Source organism: Tessaracoccus zhenghani, from assembly GCF_055326325.1.
In genome coordinates this window covers 761945-785109 of the sequence record NZ_JBUZNQ010000001.1, presented here as the reverse complement: position 1 = coordinate 785109, position 23165 = coordinate 761945, and the positions used below count along the sequence as shown (strand labels likewise).

At 69.9% G+C, this 23165-nt stretch carries 18 protein-coding genes; 4 read left to right on the top strand and 14 right to left on the bottom strand.

What is annotated here, in order from left to right; translation table 11 throughout:
* Positions 1–129: 129 nt before the first annotated feature.
* On the bottom strand, positions 130–1152 hold the full coding sequence (meaB, locus tag ACZK4S_RS03535; protein WP_463643369.1) for a methylmalonyl Co-A mutase-associated GTPase MeaB: 1023 nt from the start codon (positions 1150–1152) through the stop codon (positions 130–132).
* 103 nt (positions 1153–1255) lie between these two features.
* Here meaB and ACZK4S_RS03530 point away from each other — a divergent pair, with 103 nt between their 5' ends.
* Positions 1256–3673 carry a DUF2207 domain-containing protein gene (locus ACZK4S_RS03530; protein ID WP_463643368.1) on the top strand — a complete coding sequence of 806 codons (2418 nt, stop codon included), beginning with the start codon at positions 1256–1258 and terminating at the stop codon, positions 3671–3673.
* 7 nt (positions 3674–3680) lie between these two features.
* Here ACZK4S_RS03530 and rfbB read toward each other — a convergent pair whose 3' ends face one another.
* Positions 3681–4679: a dTDP-glucose 4,6-dehydratase gene (gene rfbB / locus ACZK4S_RS03525; RefSeq protein WP_463643367.1), complete on the bottom strand. Its 999-nt coding sequence runs from the start codon at positions 4677–4679 to the stop codon at positions 3681–3683.
* A 99-nt stretch (positions 4680–4778) separates the two neighbouring features.
* On the opposite strand from rfbB, the gene ACZK4S_RS03520 reads away from it, so the two are divergent.
* Positions 4779–5435 carry a ThuA domain-containing protein gene (locus tag ACZK4S_RS03520; RefSeq protein ID WP_463643366.1) on the top strand — a complete coding sequence of 219 codons (657 nt, stop codon included), beginning with the start codon at positions 4779–4781 and terminating at the stop codon, positions 5433–5435.
* A gap of 97 nt (positions 5436–5532) precedes the next feature.
* Here the strand turns inward: ACZK4S_RS03520 and scpA are convergent, their stop codons facing one another.
* The 4 genes from scpA to ACZK4S_RS03500 form a co-directional block, all read right to left on the bottom strand.
* On the bottom strand, positions 5533–7713 hold the full coding sequence (scpA, locus tag ACZK4S_RS03515; RefSeq protein WP_463643365.1) for a methylmalonyl-CoA mutase: 2181 nt from the start codon (positions 7711–7713) through the stop codon (positions 5533–5535).
* Positions 7710–9587 (bottom strand): methylmalonyl-CoA mutase small subunit, encoded by a 1878-nt coding sequence (gene mutA / locus ACZK4S_RS03510; RefSeq protein ID WP_463643364.1) that lies wholly within the window; start codon positions 9585–9587, stop codon positions 7710–7712. The genes scpA and mutA overlap by 4 nt, the downstream gene beginning before the upstream one ends.
* A 185-nt stretch (positions 9588–9772) precedes the next feature.
* A complete protein-coding gene (gene folP, locus ACZK4S_RS03505) occupies positions 9773–10651 on the bottom strand; it encodes a dihydropteroate synthase (RefSeq protein WP_076061260.1) in 879 nt (292 codons plus the stop codon).
* Between the two features lie 10 nt (positions 10652–10661).
* Positions 10662–12089 carry an alpha-amylase family glycosyl hydrolase gene (locus tag ACZK4S_RS03500; RefSeq protein ID WP_463643363.1) on the bottom strand — a complete coding sequence of 476 codons (1428 nt, stop codon included), beginning with the start codon at positions 12087–12089 and terminating at the stop codon, positions 10662–10664.
* A 116-nt stretch (positions 12090–12205) separates the two neighbouring features.
* Here ACZK4S_RS03500 and ACZK4S_RS03495 point away from each other — a divergent pair, with 116 nt between their 5' ends.
* Positions 12206–13375 (top strand): MFS transporter, encoded by a 1170-nt coding sequence (locus ACZK4S_RS03495; protein WP_233120760.1) that lies wholly within the window; start codon positions 12206–12208, stop codon positions 13373–13375.
* Between the two features lie 45 nt (positions 13376–13420).
* Here ACZK4S_RS03495 and ACZK4S_RS03490 read toward each other — a convergent pair whose 3' ends face one another.
* On the bottom strand, positions 13421–13846 hold the full coding sequence (locus ACZK4S_RS03490) for a hypothetical protein (RefSeq protein ID WP_143570939.1): 426 nt from the start codon (positions 13844–13846) through the stop codon (positions 13421–13423).
* A gap of 95 nt (positions 13847–13941) precedes the next feature.
* Here ACZK4S_RS03490 and ACZK4S_RS03485 point away from each other — a divergent pair, with 95 nt between their 5' ends.
* Entirely contained in the window at positions 13942–14457 is a 516-nt protein-coding gene (locus ACZK4S_RS03485) for a DUF6328 family protein (protein ID WP_076061252.1), read from the top strand.
* On the opposite strand, the gene ACZK4S_RS03480 is transcribed toward ACZK4S_RS03485, so the two are convergent.
* From ACZK4S_RS03480 to larC, 7 genes are all read right to left on the bottom strand, one after another.
* Complete coding sequence (locus ACZK4S_RS03480) at positions 14454–15200, bottom strand: GntR family transcriptional regulator (protein ID WP_076061250.1); 747 nt, start codon at positions 15198–15200, stop codon at positions 14454–14456. The two genes, ACZK4S_RS03485 and ACZK4S_RS03480, sit on opposite strands and share 4 nt — an antisense overlap.
* 165 nt (positions 15201–15365) lie before the next feature.
* A complete protein-coding gene (locus tag ACZK4S_RS03475) occupies positions 15366–15965 on the bottom strand; it encodes a histidine phosphatase family protein (protein WP_083665481.1) in 600 nt (199 codons plus the stop codon).
* A gap of 48 nt (positions 15966–16013) precedes the next feature.
* Positions 16014–17954 (bottom strand): glycosyltransferase, encoded by a 1941-nt coding sequence (locus ACZK4S_RS03470; RefSeq protein ID WP_463643362.1) that lies wholly within the window; start codon positions 17952–17954, stop codon positions 16014–16016.
* A gap of 9 nt (positions 17955–17963) precedes the next feature.
* A complete protein-coding gene (locus ACZK4S_RS03465; protein WP_076061244.1) occupies positions 17964–19364 on the bottom strand; it encodes a mannitol dehydrogenase family protein in 1401 nt (466 codons plus the stop codon).
* Positions 19361–20782, bottom strand: a complete 1422-nt coding sequence (gene uxaC, locus ACZK4S_RS03460) for a glucuronate isomerase (protein WP_463643361.1) — start codon at positions 20780–20782, stop codon at positions 19361–19363. Before uxaC ends, ACZK4S_RS03465 begins: the two co-directional genes overlap by 4 nt.
* Positions 20783–20791: 9 nt before the next feature.
* Positions 20792–21829 carry a LacI family DNA-binding transcriptional regulator gene (locus ACZK4S_RS03455; protein ID WP_076061240.1) on the bottom strand — a complete coding sequence of 346 codons (1038 nt, stop codon included), beginning with the start codon at positions 21827–21829 and terminating at the stop codon, positions 20792–20794.
* Entirely contained in the window at positions 21822–23138 is a 1317-nt protein-coding gene (larC, locus tag ACZK4S_RS03450) for a nickel pincer cofactor biosynthesis protein LarC (RefSeq protein ID WP_463643360.1), read from the bottom strand. Before larC ends, ACZK4S_RS03455 begins: the two co-directional genes overlap by 8 nt.
* Between the last annotated feature and the right edge of the window lie 27 nt (positions 23139–23165).

The window sequence follows — 23165 nt, the reverse complement described above, 5'->3', positions numbered from 1 at the left end:
CCGAGTCGTCCGGACGCAACGGTACCCGCGCAGTCTACCCTCAGGGATGAGGCCACTTCGATTCGCGCAGGGTGTTTGCTGACGCCCGCTTCATTCCTGCCCCGCGGTGGTGGCCGCCGGTGGTTCGGGTCACGAGCCGGTGGGACGGGCCCAGTGGAACGTGTCGATGTGCTGGCTGAAGGCCCGCAAGATGGCCGCAGACCCCTCCAGGGCGGACAGCGACTCGTGGGCGATCCGCGATTCCACGCGGTCTGCCACCGCCCGCACCTCGGGCGAGGTGCGCAGCGATTCCATCAGCTCGTCGCGCACCATGTTCCACAGCCAGTCGCGCTGTTGGTCGAGGCGCCGCGCCTGCAGCGAGCCCTCCTCCTCCAGTTCGTTGCGGTGCGCGACCACCGCGTCCCAGACCGTGTCCAGGCCTTCCCCGGTGTACGACGAACAGGTCAGCACCGGAGCCCGGCGCTTCTCGTTGTCGCTGGTGATGAGCTTCATCGCGATGCTGAGTTCCCGCGCGGCGACCCTCGCCGCCTGCTCGTTGTCGCCGTCGGCCTTCGTGATGGCGATCACGTCGGCCAGCTCCAGGATGCCGCGCTTGATGCCCTGCAACTGGTCTCCGGTGCGCGCCACCTGCAGCATGAGGAAGGTGTCGACCATGCCGTGCACGGCGACCTCGCTCTGCCCCACGCCCACCGTCTCGACCAGCACCACGTCGTAGCCGGCGGCCTCGAGCACCAGCATCGATTCGCGGGTGGCCCGCGCGACGCCGCCCAGGTGCCCGGCCGAGGGCGAGGGCCGGATGAAGGTGTTGTCGTGCTGGGCCAGCTCCGCCATCCGGGTGCGGTCGCCCAGGATGGAACCGCCGGTGCGCGACGACGACGGGTCCACCGCCAACACCGCCACCTTGTGCTCACGCTCCTCGATGAGTTTGACGCCCATGGCGTTGATGAACGTCGACTTCCCGGCTCCGGGTACCCCGGAGATGCCGACGCGGAACGCGCGGCCGGTCAGTGGTGCGATCTTCTGCAGCAGTTCATGGGCCTGTTCGCGGTGCGCGGGCTTGAGTGACTCGACGAGCGTGATCGCCCGCGCGATGTGCCCGCGGGACCCTTCGACGATGCCCTGAGCCAGATCTTCGACACTCACCTTGCGCATGGTGCCGACCCTATCGCGTGGGGTTTTCCCGCTTCCGGGGGCCTCCGGGGATCGGGGCCCAGGTCGCTGTGCCGCGAACCCGCCCTTTGTTACCGTCACCCCCATGAAACGCCTCGGACGCATGCTGGCCGTGCTGACTCTCGTCTGCCTCCCGATGCTCTGGGCGACCCCGGCCTGGGCCGATGACGAATACATCAGCCATCTCGACGTCACCTACGACATCCAGCGCGACGGCACCGTCGACGTCCGCTACGAGGTGCAGTGGCACTTCCCGGAGAAGGACCGCCACGGCATCATCCTCGACTTCGCCACCCGCGAATCGTGGGATCAGGACTACAGCCAGGACGTGCTCTACGACATCACCGACGTCTCCGTGTCGAGCCCCAGCGGGGCGCCCGCCAGCTTCACGGAGACGACGCGGGGCGCAGGTTCCACCGAGGCGGTGAGGCTGCTCATCGGCGACCCTGACGTCGAGCTCGGCACCAGGGACGCCACCTACGTCGTCGAGTACACGATGGCCGGCGCGCTGCGCACCTTCGAGGGTGCGCCCCAACTGTTCTGGGACGTCAACAGCCCAGACCTCCCGCAGGTGCGGAAGTTCACCGCGACGGTCACCGGGCCGGAGGGTGTCGCGCGGGCGCGGTGCCTCGTCGGTAGCGAGGAGTGCCGCTCCGCCGTCGACGACGGGGTGGCCAGCTTCTCGCACGACGGTGGGCCGGGCGTGACCAGCGTGGTCGCCGAGCTCCCGCCCGGCTCGGTGACCCGGGCGGAACCGGTGCTGGAGCCGAAGCGCCTGATCGCCCACGAACTGCGTGGGCTGCACAGCATCGTGGAGGTGCTCCCCGACGGTTCCGCCGAGGTGCAGCAGAGCTTGGAGTTCATGTTCCCCGCCGAAGCGTCGCAGCGGATCCAGCTGGACTTCGTGGTCAGGGCGCCGTGGTCTGAGGACTTCGACCAGGTCGTCGACATCTCCGACGTGCGCATCCGGGACGAACAGGGCGGGGAGGTGCGCCCCGAGGTCTGGCGCTCGGAATCGGCGCAGAGCACGCTCGTGGGCTGGCTCACGTTCCGGGCCGACAACCCGGGCGCCCAGCAGGTGCTCAGGACCTTCCACCTCTCGTACCGGATCGCCGGGGCGGTCGCCGTCGAGGGCGACACCGCCCGCCTCCGCGTGCCCATCGTCCACACCGGCACGTACGACCTCACCGGCGCCACCGCCGTGTGGCGCCTCCCGGCCGCCCCCGCGGGGACCGCCTGCCTGGATCTGAGCTACTACCGGGAGGGCCCCGGCCGGCCATGCGAGTTCCCGGCGCAGGTCGACGGCGCCACGGTGACAGCCGGCCTCGACCTGCTGGGCAACGAGTACCCGCCGCTGGTCACCGACTTCGCGCTGCCGGCCGCTGCCTTCACCTCGACCGTGCCGCTGGAGCCCAGCCTCGACGCGGCCCGGAACGAGCGCCGCACCGCCGGCACGCTGCTCGGCCTGGGCGGCGGGGGCGCGGTGATCGCGGCGGGGGCTGCGGCCGCGCTGGTCGGACGACGCCGCGATGAGAGGTACGCGACGGTGGCACCCGGCATCATCGGCGCGCCCGGCGTCGTCCGCGCTGTGCGACGCAACGAGGACGTCCCGGTCCGCTTCCACCCACCGGAGATCCAGCCGCGCCAGGCGGGCCTGCTGCTGGACCGCCAGTTCAAGCCCGTGCACCTGGCCGCCACCCTGGTGCAGCTGGCGGTGCGGAACCTGGTGCAGCTCGACTCCAAGCCGCTCATGGTGCAGCGCGTCGACGGCTCCGGGGAGGGAGCCTCGGGAACGGAGTGGCGGGTGCTCCTTCACGCGACGGACAGCCGGGAGAAGTTGCCGGCCAAGAACGCACGGCAGATGCGCCAGATCGTGGAGGAGGCCGCAGAGCACGAGATCGCGACGTCGGGGTGGTTCCAGCCCTATTCACCCAGCAAGCGGGGGCTGCTGGTGTTCTTCCTGCCGTTGTTGCCGGCGGTGCTGTTCACCGCGTACGCACTGCTCGTGGACAATCCGCTGCCCGACGGCGGCCTCCGCATCGGCCTAGGTCTCTTCATCGGCGGCGTGGCGGGCGCGATCCTCGGGAAGAGGCTGCTGCCCAAGGCGATCCTGTCGGCGGACGGCACCGCGCTCCGCGACCAGGTGGAGGGCTTCCGGAAGTACATCAACACCGCCGAGGCCCAGCAGCTCAACTTCGAGGCGGACCGCGACATCTACCGCCGCTACCTGCCCTGGGCGGTGGTGTTGGGACTCACGGAGAGGTGGACCGCCGCGTGCCGCGAGTGGGCCGCGCAGGGCAGGATCGACGAGGTCGACACGTCGTTCTGGGTGGGCTCCGCGTCGTTCGCGGACTTCGACAGGGAGATGAGCCGCTTCAGCCGCGAGGTCACCAGCGCCTCCGCCCCGCCCGCGTCGAGTGGCGGCTCCGGCGGCTCCTCCGGCTTCTCGTCGGGCAGCAGTGGCGGCGGCGGAGGCGGCGGCACCAGCGGCAGCAGTTGGTGAGGCGCCGCTACTGGTTGCGGGCGGCGTAGCGCTCTTCGGTGGCCTCTTTCATCGGTCGCCACCACGCTTCGTTGTCCTCGTACCAGGTGATGGTGTCGTCGAGCCCCTCGGTGAAGTCCGTGTACCGCGGCTCCCAACCCAGTTCGTCGCGGAGCTTGCCTGCGTCGATCGCGTAGCGCAGATCGTGGCCGGGGCGGTCTGCCACGTGGTCGTACCAGTCGGGAGCATGGCCCATGAGTTGCAGGATGAGCTCCACCACTTCGCGGTTGCTCTTCTCGTTGTTGGCACCGATGAGGTACGTCTCGCCCACCCGGCCCTTCGTCAGGACGGCCCAGACGGCCGAGTTGTGGTCGTCGACGTGCAGCCAGTCGCGCACGTGGTCGCCGGACCCGTAGAGCTTGGGCCGGTGGCCGGTGATGAGGTTGGTGACCTGGCGGGCGATGAATTTCTCGACGTGCTGGCGGGGGCCGTAGTTGTTCGACGACGTGGACACCGTCGCCTCGACGCCGAAGGAGCGCGCCCAGGCGCGAACCAGGTGGTCGCTGGCGGCCTTGGAGGCCGAATAGGGCGACGACGGCCGGTACGCGCTCTCCGGAGTGAACCGCTCGGCTGATCCCAGGGGCAGGTCTCCGAACACCTCGTCGGTGGAGATGTGGTGCAGCCGCTTGTTGAACAGCCGCACGGCCTGCAGCACGTGAAAGGTGCCCACGATGTTGGTGTCGATGAACGCGCCGGGTCCCTCCAACGAGTTGTCGTTGTGGGATTCCGCTGCGAAATGGACGACGGCGTCACTGGCCTCGACCAGGTCGTTGACCAGCCCTGGGGTGGTGATGGACCCCGTGACCAGCTCGAACCGGCGCGGGGGCAACCCGGCGAGGCTGGCAGGATTTCCGGCGTAGGTGAGGGCATCGAGGACCACGACGGAGGCATCTGTGTGCTGGATGACCCAGTGCACGAAGTTGCTGCCGATGAAGCCCGCGCCGCCGGTGACGAGCACTGTGGTCATGGCCTCAGCGTAGCGGCCACCGTTCGGCCGGGTTCTGCGTTGCGGTGAAGAGCGCGGCGATAATGTGGCGGCGTCGAACAATAGCGGGAGGGGATCTCAATGGGCAGGATTCTGGTGCTGAGCGGCGTGGGTTCCTACGCGGACCCCTGGCACCCGTTCGAGCGGACGACCCCACGGATCGCGGAGGTGCTGCGGGACGCCGGCCACGAGGTCGAGGTACGTGAGACCGTCGCCGGCTCGATGCTCGACCTGGCCGCCTTCGACCTGCTGGTGGTCAACGCCGGCGGTGGGATCGCCGACGAGCCGGAGTCGCCGTCGGTCGGGTTCGAGGCCGACCTCCGCGCTCTGGGGGATTACCTGGACGCAGGCGGCCGGGCGCTCAGCATCCACACCTCCAACGGAGCCTTCCGGCAGCAGCCGAAGTGGCGGGCGGCCGTCGGCGGGAACTGGGGAGCCGAGTCGTGGCACCCTGAGATCTCCGACGCGACGTTCGAACCGGCCGCCGGCGCCGAGAAGCACCCGGTGTGGGCGGGTCTGGACGCCGTCGAGGTGTTCGACGAGAAGTACTCACGCCTCGACATCGACGAGGGTGTCACGCCGTTGGTCCAGCACACGCTGGAGGGACGCGACGAGGTGATGGGCTGGGCGGTCGGGGACCAGGTGGTCTTCGACGGACTCGGGCACGACGAGTTGTCCTATGAGTCTGCGTCGCGTCGCCAGTTGTTGCTCAACGAGGTCGCCTGGCTGCTGCGGTAGGAGCGCTCCCCACACAAACGAGGAACCCCCGAGCGTGCTGCTCGGGGGTTCCGCGTGGTCCTTGGAGTCTCGTACCTCGTACGCGCCTCAGGAACCGTCAGTCGGCGAGGCGCTCGTTCAGCTTCGTCAGCAGGTCGATCGCGGCCTCGGGAATGATCGTGCCGGGCGGGTAGATCGCGTCGGCGCCGCTTTCGCGGAGCTCGTCGAAGTCCTGCGCGGGGATCACGCCACCGACGACCACCATGATGTCGCTGCGGCCGAGCTTGTCCAGCTCCTTGCGCAGCTCAGGCACCAGGGTGAGGTGGCCGGCTGCCAGCGAGGAGGCGCCCACGACGTGGACGTCGGATTCGACGGCCTGACGTGCGGTCTCCTCGGGGGTCTGGAACAGCGGGCCTACGTCGACGTCCATGCCGAGGTCGGCGTAGGCGGTGGCGATGACCTTCTGGCCACGGTCGTGCCCGTCCTGACCCATCTTCGCGATGAGGATGCGCGGGCGTCGGCCTTCCTTGGTCTCGAACTCCTCGACCAGGGCGCGTGCCTTGTCCACGGCCTCGTTGTTGCCGGTCTCCTTGCTGTACACACCAGAGATCGTACGGATCTGCGCGGTGTAGCGCCCGTAGACCTTTTCCAACGCGTCGGAGATCTCGCCCAGCGACGCCTTGGCGCGGGCCGCGTCGATCGCCACCTTCAGCAGGTTGCGATCAGGGTCCGTCGAATCCGGGTTGGCTGCGACCCAGGTGAGGCGCTCCAGCATCTCCTGCGTGACAGTCTCGTCGCGCTCGGCGCGTAGCTGTTCGAGCTTGGCGATCTGCGCCCCACGCACCGCGCGGTTGTCGACCTTCAGCACGTCGAGCGCGTCCTCGCTGTCGAGGTTGTACTTGTTGACGCCGATGACCGGCTGGCGGCCGGAGTCGATGCGCGCCTGGGTGCGGGCAGCCGCCTCCTCGATGCGCATCTTCGGGATGCCCTGCTCGATGGCCTTGGCCATACCGCCGGCCTGCTCCACCTCCTGGATCCGCTCCCAGGCGCGACGCGCGAGCTGCTCGGTGAGCTTCTCGACGTAGGCGGAGCCGGCCCACGGGTCGACCGTCTGGGTGGTCTTGGATTCCTGCTGGATGAACAGCTGGGTGTTGCGGGCGATGCGGGCGGAGAAGTCCGTCGGCAACGCGATGGCCTCGTCGAGCGCGTTGGTGTGCAGCGACTGGGTGTGGCCCTGCGTCGCGGCCATCGCCTCGATACAGGTGCGGCCCACGTTGTTGTACACGTCCTGCGCGGTCAGCGACCAGCCGGAGGTCTGCGAGTGCGTCCGCAGCGACATCGACTTCGGGTTCTTCGGGCCGAAATCGCGCACCAGACGCGCCCACAGCATGCGGGCGGCGCGCATCTTGGCGACCTCCATGAAGAAGTTCATGCCCACCGCCCAGAAGAAGGACAGACGGGGTGCGAACTGGTCCACGTTGAGGCCCACCGATTCGCCGGCGCGGATGTACTCCACGCCGTCGGCCAGGGTGTAGGCCATCTCGATGTCGGCCGTCGCGCCGGCCTCCTGCATGTGGTAACCCGAAATGGAGATCGAGTTGAACCGCGGCATGTTGTTGGAGGTGTAGGCGAAAATGTCGGCGATGATCTGCATCGACGGCGACGGCGGGTAGATGTAGGTGTTGCGGACCATGAACTCCTTCAGAATGTCGTTCTGAATGGTTCCGGCCAACTGCTCGGGTTTGACGCCCTGCTCCTCGGCGGCGACGACGTACAGGGCCAGCACCGGAAGCACCGCACCGTTCATCGTCATCGACACAGACATCTGGTCCAGCGGGATGCCGTCGAACAGCTGCCGCATGTCGAGGATCGAGTCGACGGCGACACCAGCCATGCCCACGTCGCCGGCCACGCGCGGGTGGTCGGAGTCGTAGCCACGGTGCGTGGCGAGGTCGAACGCGATGGACAGGCCCTTCTGGCCGGCCGCGAGGTTGCGGCGGTAGAAGGCGTTCGACTCCTCAGCGGTGGAGAAGCCCGCGTACTGGCGCACGGTCCAGGGCTGGTTGACGTACATCGTGGCGTACGGGCCGCGCAGGAACGGTGGGATGCCCGGCGCGGTCTCGAGGAAGTCGAGCTTGTCCAGGTCTGCACCGCGGAACAGCGGCGGCACCAGGATGTGCTCCGGCGTCTGCCATCCGGCGGAGTGGCCGACCTCGTGGTTGATCGCGTCAAAGGTCTCCTCCGCGTTGGCCGGTACGGCCGACGCGAAGTCGATATCGGTAAAGCGGGGGATAGTCACTTCTCAGCTCCCAACTGGTCGAGGGTGGTGGTGAGCAGCTCGACCACGTTCATGCCGTCGAACACGTTGCCGTCGACGGCGGTCTCCCCGCCCTCGCCCAGCTCCTTGATCTGTCCTGCGACGAGCACCGTCTGCGCGCCGGCGGCCCGGAGGGCCTCAGCGACGGCGACACCCTGATCGGCGTAGACCTTGCCGGAGGAACACAGCACCGCAACGGTGGTGCCCTGCTCCTTCAACTGACGTGCGAAGTCCTCCGGCGAGGTGCCCTCGGCCAGCGGCGTGTCGATGCCGCCGACGTGGAACAGGTTGCCGGTGAAGCCCTCGCGGGCCCCGAAGTCGCGACGCTGGCCCAGGCAGGCCAGCAGGACCTTCGGGGCGTTGCCCGCTGCGCGGGCCTTGTTGGCGCGGTCGCGGAGGTTCTCGAAGTCCTGCGAGTCGCGCACCAGCTTCAGGCCGCCCAACTCGGGGGCGGCAGGGCGGGGCTTGGCCTCGACCGGCTTCTCCGTGTGGTTGGGGAACATCGACACACCGGTCAGCGGCAGCTTGCGGGTGGCGAGCAGCTTCTTGCGGGACGCGTTGAGCTCATCGAGCCGCGCCGCCACCGTGCCGTCGGCCAGGGCCTTGGAGAAGCCGTCGGCCTCGAGCGTCTGGAAGACGGCCCACGCCTTCTCGCTCATCTGGCGGGTCATCGACTCGACGAACCAGGCGCCGCCGGCCGGGTCGTTGACGCGGCCCACGTTGGATTCCTCGGCGAGGAGGATCTGCGTGTTGCGGGCGGTCCGGCGGGAGAACTCCGACGGGAGACCCCATGCGGTGTCGAAGGGCTGGACCGTCTGCACCTCGGCGCCACCGACAGCCGCCGCGAACGACGACATGGTGCCGCGCAGCAGGTTGACGTAGGCGTCGTCGCGGGAGAGTTGACGCTCCGACGTGACGGCGTGCTGGACGGCGCCGCGCTTGGTGTCGGTCACGCCGAGCACCTCGCCGACGCGGTTCCACACCCCGCGGAGGGCACGCAGCCGCGAGATGGTCGCGAACTGGTCCGTGGTGGCGGAGACGCGGAAGAGGATGGCGTCGAAGGCATCGTCGACGCTGAGCCCGGCGTCGGTCAGCGCGCGGACGTACTCGACGCCCACCGCGGCGGCGTAGGCCAGCTCGTGCACGTCGCCGGCGCCGGCGTTGTGGTAGATGGTGGCGTCCACGACCACCGGGCGCACGCCCGGGAACGGCTTGGCCAGCTCGACGGCATCCTTGAGGACGCTGAGGTCGGGCTCGGTGCCGGCCAGGGCGGCCGCGCCGATGGGATCGATGCCGAAGTTGCCGGTGAAGGAGGAGTTGTCCTTGTCCGACGCCTCGAACACGGCGGCCAGCGCCTTGGCCGCCTCCAGCTGCCGGGTCTTCGAGGTGAGGTAGACCGGCGCGAGGTCCAGGAGGACGTCGGCGAGCACGGTGGGGAGGTCTTCGGCCTGGATGGCGTCGGGGTCGACGCGGAGGTAGACGGCGGTGCCACCGCGCTCCAGGTCCTGCAGGATGAAGCGGCGGGTCTCCGTCGCGTCAGGGTCCTCGTGGAGCTGGGCGACGTGCCAGGCATCCATGCTTCCGTCGCGCACGGTCGTGCCGCGCACGAACGGGGCGACGCCGGGGAAGCCCAGGTCGTCCGTGCCGTCGCTCTTCACGTACAGCGGCTTGATGGTCAGGCCGTCGACGGTGGTGCTGGTCAGACGCTTGTACGCCTGTTCAATGTTCAGCTCCGTCCCTTCGGGGCGCCTGCGGTTGAGGACCTTCAGGACCTCCTTCTCCCAGTCCGCCTGGGAAGGAGTATCGAAGTCCGCGGCCAGGCTGAGATCGGCCGCACTGGTGGCTTGATCGCTCATAGCTCTCCGTCTTTCTAGGGGGTGAAACCCACGTTTCAACCCTAGACCAGCGCTTTTCGCTCATAACCCGAGGCCAGAGATTGAACGAAAATCGGTGCGGCTAAAATTGCAGGGACTTTTCTGCCGGATCGGCGCAGCTGCGGAGGGATGCGGCAGAATTCTCCCTCCGGATGTGGCGCCAGGGCTCAGCGTCCCCGGTCGGCGCGGACCGGCGCGCGGTCCCCGCGGATGGAGGCCACCATGTCCAGCACCCGCCGGGTGGCCCGAACGTCGTGCGCGCGGAACACCGTCGCCCCTTGCCAGGCTGAGATCGCGGTGGCCGCCAGCGTGCCTTCCAGGCGTTCGTCGGTGGGCAGGTCGAGGGTCTCGCCCACGAAGTCCTTCCGGGAGATCGCTTGGAGGACGGGGTAGCCCAGGGCGACGATGCGGTGGGTGTTGGCCACCAGCGCCAGCGAGTTCAGCGTGGTCTTGCCGAAGTCGAGGGTGGGGTCGATGAGGATGCGCTCCCGGGGGAGCCCCGCTTCCTCGGCGCGGCGGGCGCCCTCCTGCAGCCCGTCCAACACGTGCTCGACGACGGCGTCGCCCGGGCCGTAGTCGATGCTGGTGGGATCTGTGCGCGGCGGGAGCCCGCCCGTATGGGAGATGACGTAACCGGCGCCGGTCTCGGCGGCGACGTGGACGAGGTCGGCGTCGGCCCCCGCCCAGGTGTCGTTGATGAGGTCCACCAGGCCGGCGCACGCCTGGGCGACCTCGGTGCGCCAGGTGTCGACGGAGGTGAGCACCGGCAGTTCACGCAGGGCCTCTAGCACCGGCAGCACGCGCTGGATCTCCTCGGTGCCGCTGACCCACTCGCCTTCCTGACCCGCGCGGACGCCGCCGATGTCGATGATGTCCACGCCCTCGTCGATCATCTGCTTGGCGCGTTCGACGGCTGCGGTGGTGTCGGCGTAGCGGGCTGCGGTGTAGAAGGAGTCGCTGTTGCGGTTGATGATGCCCATGACGGCTGGGCGGGACGCATCGAAGCGCCGGCCTCCGAGGACGAGGGGCGCAGGCGAGGAGAACATGGCGCCGAGTCTAGGCGTGCAGCGCGACGGCGGTCATGGGTTCCACGGTGACCTTCACCTTCCCGCCCTTCACCTCGAAGGTGCAGTCCTCGGGAACCAGGGCGTCGCAGTACGTGCCGTCAGGGAGGTTGGTGGTCAGCTCCGGCTCGATGGCCTTGGTGGAGTTCCCGTTGATCGCGATCAGGCCGAGGTCACCGCGGTCGAAGGCGACGGCGTAGCCCTCCTGCCACAGGTTCTCCGGCTCGGCATCGCCCACGATGGCGGCCCACTCCACCAGCCCCGCGTAGCTGCGGTGGAGGCAGAGCCAGGTGCCCGGTTCGGGCTTGTCCGTGGGCGTCGGCTGGGCGCACTCGGTGTCGGTGACCACGCCGTCGGACTGGGGCGCGCCGGCGTCGCGGTCGGTGAAGGCGTACCCGCTGTAGAGGACCGGGGTGCCGTACGGCACCGCCAGCAGCAGGATGTTGGCCAGGTGGTACTGCTCCGGGTCCTTGTACGACAGCGTCTGGCGGTTGCGTTCGGTGTCGTGGTTGGTGACGAACGTGTACGCCTGCTCGGACGGCACCTCGCCGTCGCGGATCTCGAGGGCCCGGTGGACGGCGCCGCCGGGGACGATGCCGGCGATGTCCTTGGCGAACTGGAACGCGAACACCGAGCCGGCGTCGAGGTAGTCCTCCGGTTGGATGGGCTCGCCGGAGCCGCGGATGACCTCCGAGATGATGAGGGGGTCGCCGTCGAGGGAATCGACGATGCCCTGTACGTCGCGGGCGGGAAGGTGCTTGGCGGCGTCGATGCGGAAGCCGTCGACGTCGAGGCTCAGGAGGTCGTCGAGGTAGGCCGAGATCCTCTGCTGGACCGCGGGCTCTCCCGTCCGGAGGTCCGCGAGGTTACTGAGTTCGCACTCCTGGATCTCCTGCTGGTCGAGGTAGTTCTCGATGTCGCCCGAGGGCGTGGCGCACTGGTGGAAGTCCGCCTCGGTGTAGAGGCCGGGGTAGTCGTAGTGGGTGAACGCGCTGCCGGCGACGCCGGTGCCGCCGTCGATGCCGGCCATGTGGTTGATGACGGCATCGGCGATCACCTTGACCCCGACTTCGTGGCAGTCCTTCACCATCTGGTGGAACTCGGTGCGGGTGCCCAGCTTGGACTCGATCCGGTAGCTCACCGGCTGGTAGGAGGTCCACCACTGCTCACCCTCGATGTGTTCCTGGGCGGGGGAGAGGAGCACGAAGCTGAACTTGCCGGGCCCCAGCACGTCGGTGCACTCGCGGGCGACCGACTTCCAGTTCCACTGGAACAGCTGCACCCCGACGTGGGGCGTGGCGGGCGCCGGAGCCACCGAGGTCGTCGTCGACGGTGTGGTGTCAGAGGGCGCTTCGGAGGCAGGCGAACAGGCGCTGAACGCAAGAGTCGCCGTGAGGAGGATGCCGAGGACGCGTCGCATGCGTCGATTATCGCTCACCCTGACCCCATCCAATTGCTCATGGAACGGGCGCCGAACCCCGGTCCCAGGCAGCGACGGCGAGCTCAGGCGAGCGGCGGCCGTAGGATGCGAGGGTGATGCACGCCCCCACCACCCGCTACGGCGTGATCCAGGCCGCCTACTGGAGCGGCTTCTGCATGGTGCTGCTCTTCGCCAGCGCCTACCTCCTCGACGCGGGGCTGACCAACTCCCAGATCGGCTTGGTGATCGCCGCCGGAGGCGCGCTGTCAGCGGTGCTGCAGCCCGTCGTGGCCGGGGCTGCGGACAGGTCGCGACGCGTGCCGCTCCGCATGTGGGCCGCTGCCCTCTCGGCGTTGCTGGTGGCCGTGGGGGCGATCCTCCTCATCCCCGGGCTGCACTGGTTGCTCACCGCCGTGTTCTTCGGCCTGTTGGTGCTCACCGTGCAGCTGTTGCAGCCCCTGGTCAACGCCCTGGGGATCGCGGCGATGGCGCGCGGCGTGAGGCTGAACTTCGGGGTGGCGCGGGCGGCGGGCTCCGGCGTCTTCGCGCTCGTGTCGGTGGGGGCCGGCTGGGTCGTGGCCGTGGCCGGAAGCGTGATGGTGCCGCTCCTGATCATCGCGTTCCAGATCGCCTTCCTCGTGGCGACGGTGACCTTCGTGCACCGGGGCGGGATCGCCGTCGTGTCGGGAGCCCCCGACGCACCGGTGGCGGCGCCCACCCAGCCGATGACGCGCGCCCGGTGGCAGCGCTTCTTCGTCCTGCTGGCGGGCATCACGGTGCTCATGACCTCCCACGCGATGATCAACAACTACATGCTGCAGGTCATGCGCCACCACGGCGGTGACACCGGCGAGATGGGCACCGCCGTGATGATCGCGGCGCTGATGGAACTGCCCGTGATGGTGCTCTGGGGCAGGGTGATGGGCCGCTGGTCGCCGGGACGCCTCCTGCAGTTGTCCGGCGTCTTCTTCGTGGTGAAGACGGCGCTGACCTGGCTCGCGCCCAGCGTGCTGGGCATCTACGGGGCACAGACGCTTCAGATCGGCGCCTTCGCGGCGATGGTGATGGCCTCGGTGTACTACGTGGAGCGGATGCTGCCGGCGCGCGACCGGATCAAGGGCCAGGCCTACATGACCATGACGGCGACCGCTGGCTCGGTGGTGGGCTCGCTGCTGGGCGGCCTGCTGCTGGATGCGAGCGGGGTGCCGCTGATGTTGCTGGTGGGCACCGGGATCGCCGCAGTGGGCGGGGCGCTCACGCTCGTCTCGGCGGAGTCGCGGCTCTGAGCTTCGCGTCGGGCGAAGTCTTCGGTTTCTCTGGAGGCGGCCGGCTCAGAGGCCGTCCGTCACCTCGGTGGGGGAGGTCTGCAACTGCGTCAGGCGTTCGTTGACCTGGGCCAGCACCTCGGCGGTCTCCGCGTTCAGCGACTTCATCGCCTTGCGGCGGGTGGCGCCGCTGTTGGCGTGCCACGCCAGTTCACCGCGCATCCGCAGCGCCTGGGCCTGTCGTCGCCAACCGGTGGGCTCCACAGCTTGGGGGAAGGTCTCGGAGACGGCCTCGGCGGCCACCTCGATCGCGTTGAGCTTGGCCTCGAAGCGGAGCTTCGGGTTCTCCGAGTTCGTGGCCTCCTTCAGCTTGGCCACGGCACCGTCGATGCTCTCGGAGATCTGGGGGTTGTCGCGCAGCGCGGACAGCAGCGTGGCTGTCGCGGCGATGACGCCGGAGGCCGTGGTCACGATGAGGCGGATTTTGCTCATGCCGGACATTTTACGGTGGCGCCCCAACTGCCGGTTCCGGATCTTGTGGACGCGCGCTCGGCCCTCATCGACCCAGCGCGAAGTACGCTTCTCGGATGGCGAACGAGCAGCCCAGGCCCGACGACATCGGGCGCGACCAGGAACCGCCCCACAAGCGGCTGGACCGGCACTGGAACGAGCTTCTCCAGGAGTTGCGGGTCACGCAGGGGGGCGTGCAGATTCTCGCCGGCCTGCTCTACACGCTGCCGTTCCAGGCCCGGTTCGAGGCCGTCGACCAGGCGCAACGCTGGGTCTACCTCGGGGCCGTGTCGTTCGCCACGCTGAGCGCTGCGCTGCTGATCGCGCCGGTGGCCTTCCACCGGGCGCTGTTCCGCCGTCGGCTCCGGCAGAACCTCATCCGGGTCTCCGCCACCGTCACCAAGCTGGGCCTGGCGCTGCTCGCGCTGTCGCTGACCCTGGTGTCGGTGCTGGTGTTCAGTGTGGTGGCGGGCTGGGTGGCCGCGGCCGTCAGCGGCGGGGTCGCCGTCCTCTTCTTCTCGGTGGTGTGGTTGGCATTGCCGCTGGGCTGGTCCAGGGGTTCGCCCGAGAAGGAGGGCGAGCCGAAGGTCTAGGCCAGCACCGTCTGGTCGTAGGAGTACATCGACGCCCGGTACACGTGCATGCCGAATTCGACGGCGCGGTGCTGCTCGTCGTAGGCCGTGCGCTGCATCGTCAGGAGCGCGCTGCCCGCAGGTTCGTTCAACAGCCGGCCCTCCTCCGCGGTGGCCAGCCTGGCGCCGATCTGCTGGTAGCCGACGGTCACCTTGATGTCGCGCTCCCTCAGGCAGGCGTAGAAGCCCTTCTCCTCGAGTTCCTCGCGGTTGGGGGCGATGGTGGCGGGCAACCAGTTCTGCATCACGGCGAGCGGCTCGTCGCGGAGCATGCGCAGGCGCTTGAAGTAGACCACCTCCGTGCCGGGATCGAGGTTGAGCGCGGCCGCGACCCCGGGCGTCGACGATTCCTGCAGCCACGACAGCACGGTGGTGCTGGGGTCCACGCCGGACTTCTCGAGGTCGTCGTTGAGGGAGGTCAGCGACATGGGGCGGTGCACGCGCATGGGGGTGACCTGGGTGCCGGCGCCCCGTCGACGCACGATGAGACCCCGGTTGGTGAGGGTCTCCATCGCGCGCCGGGCGGTGGGCCGCGAGACGCGGAGGCGTGCGGCCATGGAGACCTCGTCCTCCAGGCGGGTGCCCGGCGCGATCTCGCCCGTCTCGATGAGGCTGGCGAGGGGTTCGGCGATCTGCGCGTGCAGTGGGACCGTGCTGTCGCGGTCGATCGTGATGTCCACTACGTATGGTTTGGTGCTCGGCATGGTGCGTCCGACCCTGCTTCCCGTGATTCCCCTGGGGCAGCCCGCCGTTGGGCTGGTTGATGACAGTCTAGATGCAGCGACGTATTAAGACGCGGATATGTGCTGATCTTTGTCCGGTGACATGAGCGTCCACGCGGCTGCGTCCACCGCTCAGGGGCGTCATTGTCAGTTGGTGGCAGCCACGGTGAAGTCGCCCCAGCGTTCGATCCGCCAGCCGTCCGCCGTCGAACCGTTCAGCACGATCCATTGGGTGTTCTTCAGCGGCGGTGCGTTGTCGAAGCCGAACTCCGGGTCCTGCCAGATCGCCCACACGCGCAGGGCGGCACCGTGGCTGACGAGCGCGACGTGGTCATCGCCCGCCTGCTCCATCGCCGCGACGGCGTTGCTGAAGCGGGTCATGAACTCGCGGGCGGTCTCGCCACCCTCCAGGCCGATGTCCATGTTCTCCGGGTGCCACGTGTTGAGGATCCCCACGTACGCGGTCCAGTCGGTGTTCATCTCCTCGACGCCGGCCGCAATCTCGTGGATGCCGTCGACGATGATGGGCTCCAGGCCCCTGGCCTCCGCCAAGGGTGCGGCGGTCTGCTGCGCGCGGATCAGCGTGGAGGCGTACAGCACGTCGATCTTCTCGTCCGCAATCGCCTCGACGAGGGCCTCAGCCTGCGCCAGACCGGTCTCGTTGAGCGGGGCGCCGGGGTGGGCGGTGTCGAGCTGACGGTTGACGTTGGAATCGGTCTCCCCGTGACGAATCAGGATCAGGCGCATGAGCCGAAGCCTAGCCAGCCGGGCAGCGACCCTGAAATTGCGGAGGGGTCAGGGCAACCGGGGGACGTCGCCCCGAAGACCGGTGGAGGTCACGATGGTGTCGGCCTGGCCGCCGCTGTGGGTGATGTTGTGCTCGTCGTGCACCGTCAGTTGCGTGCGGTGGTGCCGCAGGGCCGTGGCGACGCGGGGGCGGTAGCGCTCGAGTTCCACCCAGACGTCGGCCTTCGAACGGTCGGCCGTCAGGGAGGCGTAGGGGATCCCGAGCTCGTCGGCCGCCGCCCTGGTCAGGTGGTGCAGGCGGACGTGGTCCGGGTGGCCGTAGCCGCCGTCGGCGTCGTAGCTGACGGCAAGGTCGGCGTTGGAGCGGCGCAGGAACGCGGCGATGTCGGCCACCGCCTCGGCCTCGTCCGCGGCGAAGAGTGAGCGAGCGTCCGCGGTGTCGCCCGGGCCCGCCACCGTGTCGTTGATCCACTGCATCCCCGAATCGAGGTAGCGGCGCGGCTCTTCCCCCGCCGCGCGGGCCGGGGGCATCCCGAGATACGCGTGCGCCGCCACACCGAGCTCGTCGATCGCGCCAGCGAGCTCCGCCTCACGGCGCCGTTCGAGTTCCGGCGTGCCGGCCAGGACGGACAGGGGGCCGGGCACCACGCCGCCCATCTCGCCGCGCGTGGCGGTGAGCAGGGAGACCTTCACCCCTTCGTCGGCCAGGTGGGCGATGAGGGCACCGGAGGCCAGCGTCTCGTCGTCGGGATGCGCGTGCACGAAGGTGACCCGCTTGACGCACCGTTCCGCCAGCACCCGGCGGTAGTTGTCGACGGTGTGCTGGGCCGTGTGCGCCCACGTCATCGTCTCCGCGCGTTCGCGGCCGGTGCGGCCGAGCTTGTCGCGCCCGGCCGCGTCACGCAGCAGCGGGCGGAGGGCCGCGGCCCAGTCGTGCGGATTGTGGGTGGGCAGCAGCAGGCCGGTGTGGGTGTTGCAAATGGCCTCGGTCAGGCCGCCCGCAGCCGCGGCGAGGACAGGGATGCCGGAGGCCGACGCCTCCAGCGCGACCAGGCCGAACGTCTCGGAGTGCGACGGGACGAGCAGCACGGAGGCGTGGCGCATGATCTGCGCGAAGGACTCGCGGTCCTGGCCGGGCAGGAAGGTGACCCTGCCCTCCAGCCCGAGTTCCGACACCAGTGAGTGGAGTTCGGCCTCGTAGACGGCGAAATCAGCCGACACCTGGCCCACGACGACCAGGCTGGGCCGCTCGTCGGCCGGCAGGAGCGCCAGCGTGCGGATGGCGATGTCCGGCGCCTTGAGGGGCTGAAGCCGGGCGGCGAAGAGGAGGTAACCGGGATCCACGCCAGGGGCGGGCGTCCAGGTGTCGCCGGGGGTGGCGGGGTGGAAGAGGCTGATGTCGACGCCGGGCTGCACGATCGCGACGCGCTCCGGGTCAGCCTGGCAACGCCCGATCACGACGGCGGCCTCGTGGTGTGAGACGGCCAGGATCAGGTCGGATTCCCGCGCGCACTGGACCTCGCCGTCGAGCCGCGCCGGCGACTCCGGCGGCTCGCCGTCGCGCAGCGGGGAGTTCGGGTGCGCGGCGACGGAGTGGTAGGTCATCACGTGGGGGATGCCGGCCGCCCGGGCCAGAGGGATGGCCGCGACGCCGGACATCCAGTGGTGTGAGTGGACCAGGTCGAAGCGTCCTGCGGCCAGGAGGGGTTCCAGGTTGCTGCGGAATGAGTCGATGTACTGGTCGATCTCGCTCTTCGGCAGCGGCCGCGCCGGGCCCGCCGTCACGTGGTGCAGGATGATGCCGTCGTCCAGCGTGTCGACGTCGGGCTGCTCCGCCGACGAGCGGCGGGTGAAGAACTCGACGTCGACGCCCGCCGTCTTCTGCAGGGCGGTGGCGAGGGCGCGGATGAGCACGTTCATCCCCCCGGCGTCCGCGGTGCCCGCCCGCTCGGCCGGTGAGGTGTGCATGGAGATGAAGGCGACCCGCATGGAGCGAGCCTACTGCCGGCGCGCCCCCAGGTCCTCCGCAGCGGCGACCACCGCGTCGATGAGCGCGCGGTCCTGGGCCAGATCCGGCGCCACGAAGCCGACGACGCGGGATGCGGCCTCGGGGAGCTCACCGGCGGCCAGGGAGAGCACCACGTCCGCCTGGGCGTCCTTCACCGGGGCGCCCAGGCCACGCAGGTGCAGCAGCCACGCGGCGACGGCCTTCACCGCGGCCACCGGCATCTCACCGCGGCCGCGCCAGGCGCGCAGCGTCGGGGCGATCCGCACCGGCAGCTTCAGCGAACCGTCGGAGGCGATCTGCGCCAGCAGATGCCGGATGTTGGGGTTCTGGTAGCGCTCGACGAGGGCCCGGGCGTAGTCCTCCCACGGCACCTGGAGGCCGGGGCCGGCTTCGTTCCACCACGTCAGCACCCATTCGCGCAGGACGGGGTGTGCGATGCCCTCGGCGACGGTCTCGACGCCCAGGATGGGGCCCGCGTACGCCAGCAGCGAGTGCGAACCGTTCAGCATCCACAGCTTGCGCTGCTCGTAGGGTTCCACGTCGGTCACGAGCTGCGCGCCGGCCGACTCCCAGTCGGGGCGGCCCGCGGGGAACTCGCCCGAGATGACCCATTCGGAGAACGGCTCGGTGGGCACGGGGGAGGCGTCGGAGTAGCCCTGCGTCTCCGCCACGAGCCGCACCTCGGCCTCCGTGGTAGCCGGCGTGATGCGGTCCACCATGCAGGTGGCCCATGCCACGTTCTCGTCCATCCACCCCACGAGGGTGGGGTCCACCTGCTGGGCGGCGTCCCGCACGACCTGCCCGAAGGCGGTGCCGTTGTCCGGGATGTTGTCGCACGGCAGCACGGTGAGCGCGCCCGAGCCGGCGGCGCGGCGGCCCAGCAGACCGGCCAGGATGCGCGCCGGGGGAGTGGAGATGGCCAGATCCGCGATGGAGTCGACGGTCACCCGGCTCTCCTCCACCAGCGTCTTCAGCGCTGCGAGGTCGGAGGCCACCGCCTCATCGGCGACATCGAGGGCCCCGGACGGGAGCCGGTAGTAGCCGGCCTCGGTCACCGTCGAGGTCACGACGGCGAGTGCGGGGGAGGCGAAGTAGTCCATCAGCGCCCGGAACTCCGACGCCGGGTGCACGGCCACGACCGACGAGATGACCTCGAAGTGGTCGCCGTCTGCGCCCTGGGTGATGAGCGTGTAGAGCCCGTCCTGCGGGGTGAGCAGGTCCGACATCGTGGGCCGACGCCCGGTGAAGGCCGCGATCCCCCATTCGGCCGCGTCCGAGGCGTGTTCGGTGTACCAGGCCTGGTGGGCGCGGGTGAAGTTGCCGAGGCCGAGGTGGACCATGCGGACGGGGGCGGCGGGGCGGCCGAAATCGGCGCGGGTGAGCGTGGTCACAGCTTGAACACCTTCTTGGGCTGGGTCGAGGTGAGGTCGACGATGGTTTCGAGGGCCTCGTCCATCGCCAGCCGGTGTTCGGCGACGAGGCTGGCGAGGAAGGCGGAGTCGACGCGGCGCGAGACGTCGTGCCGGGCGGGGATGGAGCAGAACGCGCGGGTGTCGTCGATGAAGCCGGAGGTCTTGGCGAAGCCGGCGTAGCCGGTGACGGAGCGGCGGAACCGCATGATGGCGTCGGCCTCGTCGATGAACCACCAGGGGGCGCCGACGAACAGGCCGCGGTACCAGCCGGCCAGCGGCGCGAGTTCGCGCGAGAACGCGGTCTCGTCCATGGTGAAGACCACCAGATGGAAGCCCTCGGCATTGCCGTAGGCATCGAGCATGGGCTGCAGCGCACGGGTGAATTCGACGGCGTGCGGGACATCCCCGCCGACGTCGGCTCCGAAGCGCTCGAAGGTCGCCGAGTCGTGGTTGCGGTGGACGGCCGGGTGCAGCGTCATGACGAGCCCGTCGTCGACGGCGAGCCTGGCCTGGTCGTTGATCATGTGGCGCCGCAGGGCGTCACCATCGGGCGGGGTGATCGTCCCGGCCAGCGCCTCGCGGAAAAGCCGCTCGGCCTCGGCGTCAGAGAGGCGCTGGGTGCCGGCGTCGGCGTGCGAGTGGTCGGTGGAGACCGCTCCGTTGTCCTTGAAGAACTGGCGGCGCACCCGCATGGCCTCGACGTGGGCGGCGTACCCGTCGATCTCCACGTCGGTCACGGCCGCCAGGTTCTGCGTCAGCGTGCGCCAGGTGGGGCGGGCCGGCTCGAGGTACTGGTCCGGCCGGAAGGTCGGCACGACGCGGCCGTCCCACGTGGGGTCAGCCGCCAGGCGCTGGTGCGCGTCGAGCGGGCTGCAGGGGTCGTCGGTGGTGGCCATGGCCTCGATGTTGAACCGCTTGTACAGCGCGCGCGGACGGTACTCGTCGCGCGTGAGGCAGCCGGCGATCTGGTCGTAGATCTGATCCGCGGTCTCTGCGGAGGGCCGCACCTTGACGTCGAACACGTCGTGGAACTCGGACTCGAACCAGAACTGCACCGGGGTGCCGCGCAGCACCTTCCAGTTCTCGCACAGCTTCCGGAAAGCGCCACGCGACTGCTCCTCGCTCAGCCCGGTGCCGACGGGGACGCCCAGGTCCGCGAGGTCCACGCCGCCGGCGGCATGCAGCATCCGGTTGGTGTAGTGGTCTGGCGTCAGCAGCAGCGACGTGGGATCCGAGAACGGCTCGTCGTCGGCCAGCCATTCGGCGGGCACGTGCCCGTGGGGGGAGACGATCGGGGCATCGGCGACGCTGCGGTACAACTCGCGCGCGATGTCGCGGGTGCCCGGGTCCGCCGGGAGGAGCCGGTCGGCGTGCGGGGCGAGGGGGGTGGGGGACATGGGTTCTACTTACCTTTCGGCGGTGAATACAGGGGGATGGGGCGGCGCGATGCCGGTGGAGTCGCGCGCGATGAGATCCATCGGCACCACGATGGTGTCGATGGTGGGCGCGTTGCGGTGCTTGAGTTGGCTGAGCAGCGCGCGGGCGGCGCGGGCGCCGATCAGGCTGGGCTGCGGCGACACCGTCGTCAGGGTGGGGGTGGTGAGCACCGAGGAGATGGAGTTGTCGATGCCGACCACCGAGACGTCTTGCGGCAGGCTCAGCCCGTAGCTCTGTGCGGCCTTCATGAAGCCGATGGCCATGATGTCGTTGAAGGCGATGACGGCGGTGGTGGGGTGCTCGCGCCACACCTTGGCCGCGTCCACGCCGCCCTGGATCGACGGCGTGCACGGGCCCACGCGGCGCAACTGGAGGCTGAGTTCGTGGCAGGCCTCCGTCGCTGCGCGCCAGCGCACGCCGTTGGCCCACGATGCCTCAGGGCCCGCCAGGTACGTGATGCGGGTGTGCCCCAGCCCGGCCAGGTGCTCCACCGCGCGCCGGATCCCGCGGCCGGAATCCGGTACCACCGACGGCAGGCCGGCGATGATCCGGTTGGTGGCCACCACCGGGATCCGCTTCACGATCTGGGTGATCGCCGAATCCGTGAGGCGGGAGGCCGACAACACCAGGCCGTCGAGCAGCGGCAGCACCGCCTGGATGGCCTGGTATTCGGTGTGCCCGTCCTCCTGGGAGTCCATCAGCAGCACCGTGTAGCCGGCCTGCGCCGCCTCCTGCTGGAAGCCGCGCATGATGTGGGCGTAGACGGGGTTGGTGACGTCCGCCACCACCAGGCCGAGGGCCTTCTTAGCGACGCCCTGCTCCGGGTGCTGCACCGGTTTGGTGCGGTAGCCCAGCTTCGTGGCTGCGGCGTGGATCTGTTCGCTGGTCTCGGCGTTGACGCGGCCGGGCCTGGAGAACGCTCGCGACACCGTCGACGGCGACACCCCGGCCTCCAGCGCCACGTCGTAGATCGTGACCTGCTTGCGGCGCTTCTTCGGCTCACTCATGGTCGTCCTCCGGCCAGGGGGCTCCGGGGTGCAGACCCTGCGCCCAGGCGACTGCGTGGGCCCGCCCGAGCGCCACCCGCTCGGCGACCCCGAGGGCCTCAGCCAGCGCCTGCACGTCGACGAACTCGGCGGTGGCCTGCTGGATGGGGCTGCCCTCCCCGTCGCCGGAGAGCTTGATCCGCACCTGGTGGCCGTCGATGTCGACCGGTCGCCACGTCCGCTGCAGCACCCGGCGGTGCGACGGGTGGGCGATGCGCACCCCGATGGTCGACGTGTGCGTGACAAGGGCCTCGACGACGGCGCCGGTGTCGGCCTTCGACGCCAACGCGGTCACGGTGTGGGCCGGGCGGCCCTTCTTCATGATGATGGGAGTGAGCCAGGCGTCGACGGCGCCGGCGTCGAGCACGCGGTCGAGGACCGCGGGCCAGAGCCGCGGGTCCAGGTCGTCGACGTTGGCGGCGATCTCCTGCACCTCGAACGGGGTCTCGTCCCGTGGCGCGGTGCGTGGGGCGGTGCCGAGCAGCACGCGCACCACACCGGGGCGGTCCTTGCGGACGCGGGTGCCGGCGCCGGTGCCCACGCCGTCGAGGGTCATGGTGGGCAGGGCCTCCACCTGGCTGCAGAGGGCGCGGATCAGCGCCATACCGGTGGGGGTGGTCAGTTCGCCGGCCTCTGGCGGGCCGCCGGCCTCGACCTGCCAGCCCCGGGCGAGTGCCACGACGGCCGGCGGCGGCACGGTGAGCAGCCCGTGCTGCGTGCGGACCGTGCCGGTGCCCACCGCGACGACGGAGCTGGAGGCGTCCTTCACGCCGAGGGTGCGGACGGCCTCGGCGACGCCCACGATGTCGCCGATGGAGTCGAGCGCGCCCACCTCGTGGAAGTGGACCTCCTCGACGGTGGTGCCGTGCACGGCGGCCTCGGCCTCGGCCAGGGGGCGGAACGCGGCGAGGGCGAGGCTGCGGGTGACGGCCGGGATGCCGTCGGCGGAGAGCAGGCGCTCGATGTCGCTCAGGTGGCGGGCCGGCGGGTCGGGCTCGTCGGCGATGACGTCGACCTTCAACGCGTCGAACGGGCCGCGGCGCACCCGTCGGGTCTGCAGGTGCAGCTTCCCTGGGGCGACGAGATCGAGGACCGCGGCGACCGAGCCGGCGTCGGCCCCGGCGTCGATGAGGGCGGCGAGCAACATGTCGCCGGCAGCGCCCTGGGACGCGTCGATCCACAGGCGACGGGTGCGCTCCGGTGACGGGGCCACCTGCGTCGGCCGCACCCTCGTGCCGGAGGGGACGGAGTCGCCGTCTGCGGTGGTCACGTGGGGATGGTGATGGTGGTGGGAGTG

What these genes read in the sequence shown, in the direction of transcription:
- meaB (WP_463643369.1), bottom strand. Translation starts at nt 1,152, where the DNA reads ATGCGCAAGGTGAGTGTCGAAGATCTGGCTCAGGGCATCGTCGAAGGG.
- ACZK4S_RS03530 (WP_463643368.1), top strand. Translation starts at nt 1,256, where the DNA reads ATGAAACGCCTCGGACGCATGCTGGCCGTGCTGACTCTCGTCTGCCTC.
- rfbB (WP_463643367.1), bottom strand. Translation starts at nt 4,679, where the DNA reads ATGACCACAGTGCTCGTCACCGGCGGCGCGGGCTTCATCGGCAGCAAC.
- ACZK4S_RS03520 (WP_463643366.1), top strand. Translation starts at nt 4,779, where the DNA reads ATGGGCAGGATTCTGGTGCTGAGCGGCGTGGGTTCCTACGCGGACCCC.
- mutA (WP_463643364.1), bottom strand. Translation starts at nt 9,587, where the DNA reads ATGAGCGATCAAGCCACCAGTGCGGCCGATCTCAGCCTGGCCGCGGAC.
- folP (WP_076061260.1), bottom strand. Translation starts at nt 10,651, where the DNA reads ATGTTCTCCTCGCCTGCGCCCCTCGTCCTCGGAGGCCGGCGCTTCGAT.
- ACZK4S_RS03500 (WP_463643363.1), bottom strand. Translation starts at nt 12,089, where the DNA reads ATGCGACGCGTCCTCGGCATCCTCCTCACGGCGACTCTTGCGTTCAGC.
- ACZK4S_RS03495 (WP_233120760.1), top strand. Translation starts at nt 12,206, where the DNA reads ATGCACGCCCCCACCACCCGCTACGGCGTGATCCAGGCCGCCTACTGG.
- ACZK4S_RS03490 (WP_143570939.1), bottom strand. Translation starts at nt 13,846, where the DNA reads ATGAGCAAAATCCGCCTCATCGTGACCACGGCCTCCGGCGTCATCGCC.
- ACZK4S_RS03485 (WP_076061252.1), top strand. Translation starts at nt 13,942, where the DNA reads ATGGCGAACGAGCAGCCCAGGCCCGACGACATCGGGCGCGACCAGGAA.
- ACZK4S_RS03480 (WP_076061250.1), bottom strand. Translation starts at nt 15,200, where the DNA reads ATGCCGAGCACCAAACCATACGTAGTGGACATCACGATCGACCGCGAC.
- ACZK4S_RS03475 (WP_083665481.1), bottom strand. Translation starts at nt 15,965, where the DNA reads ATGCGCCTGATCCTGATTCGTCACGGGGAGACCGATTCCAACGTCAAC.
- ACZK4S_RS03470 (WP_463643362.1), bottom strand. Translation starts at nt 17,954, where the DNA reads ATGCGGGTCGCCTTCATCTCCATGCACACCTCACCGGCCGAGCGGGCG.
- uxaC (WP_463643361.1), bottom strand. Translation starts at nt 20,782, where the DNA reads ATGTCCCCCACCCCCCTCGCCCCGCACGCCGACCGGCTCCTCCCGGCG.
- ACZK4S_RS03455 (WP_076061240.1), bottom strand. Translation starts at nt 21,829, where the DNA reads ATGAGTGAGCCGAAGAAGCGCCGCAAGCAGGTCACGATCTACGACGTG.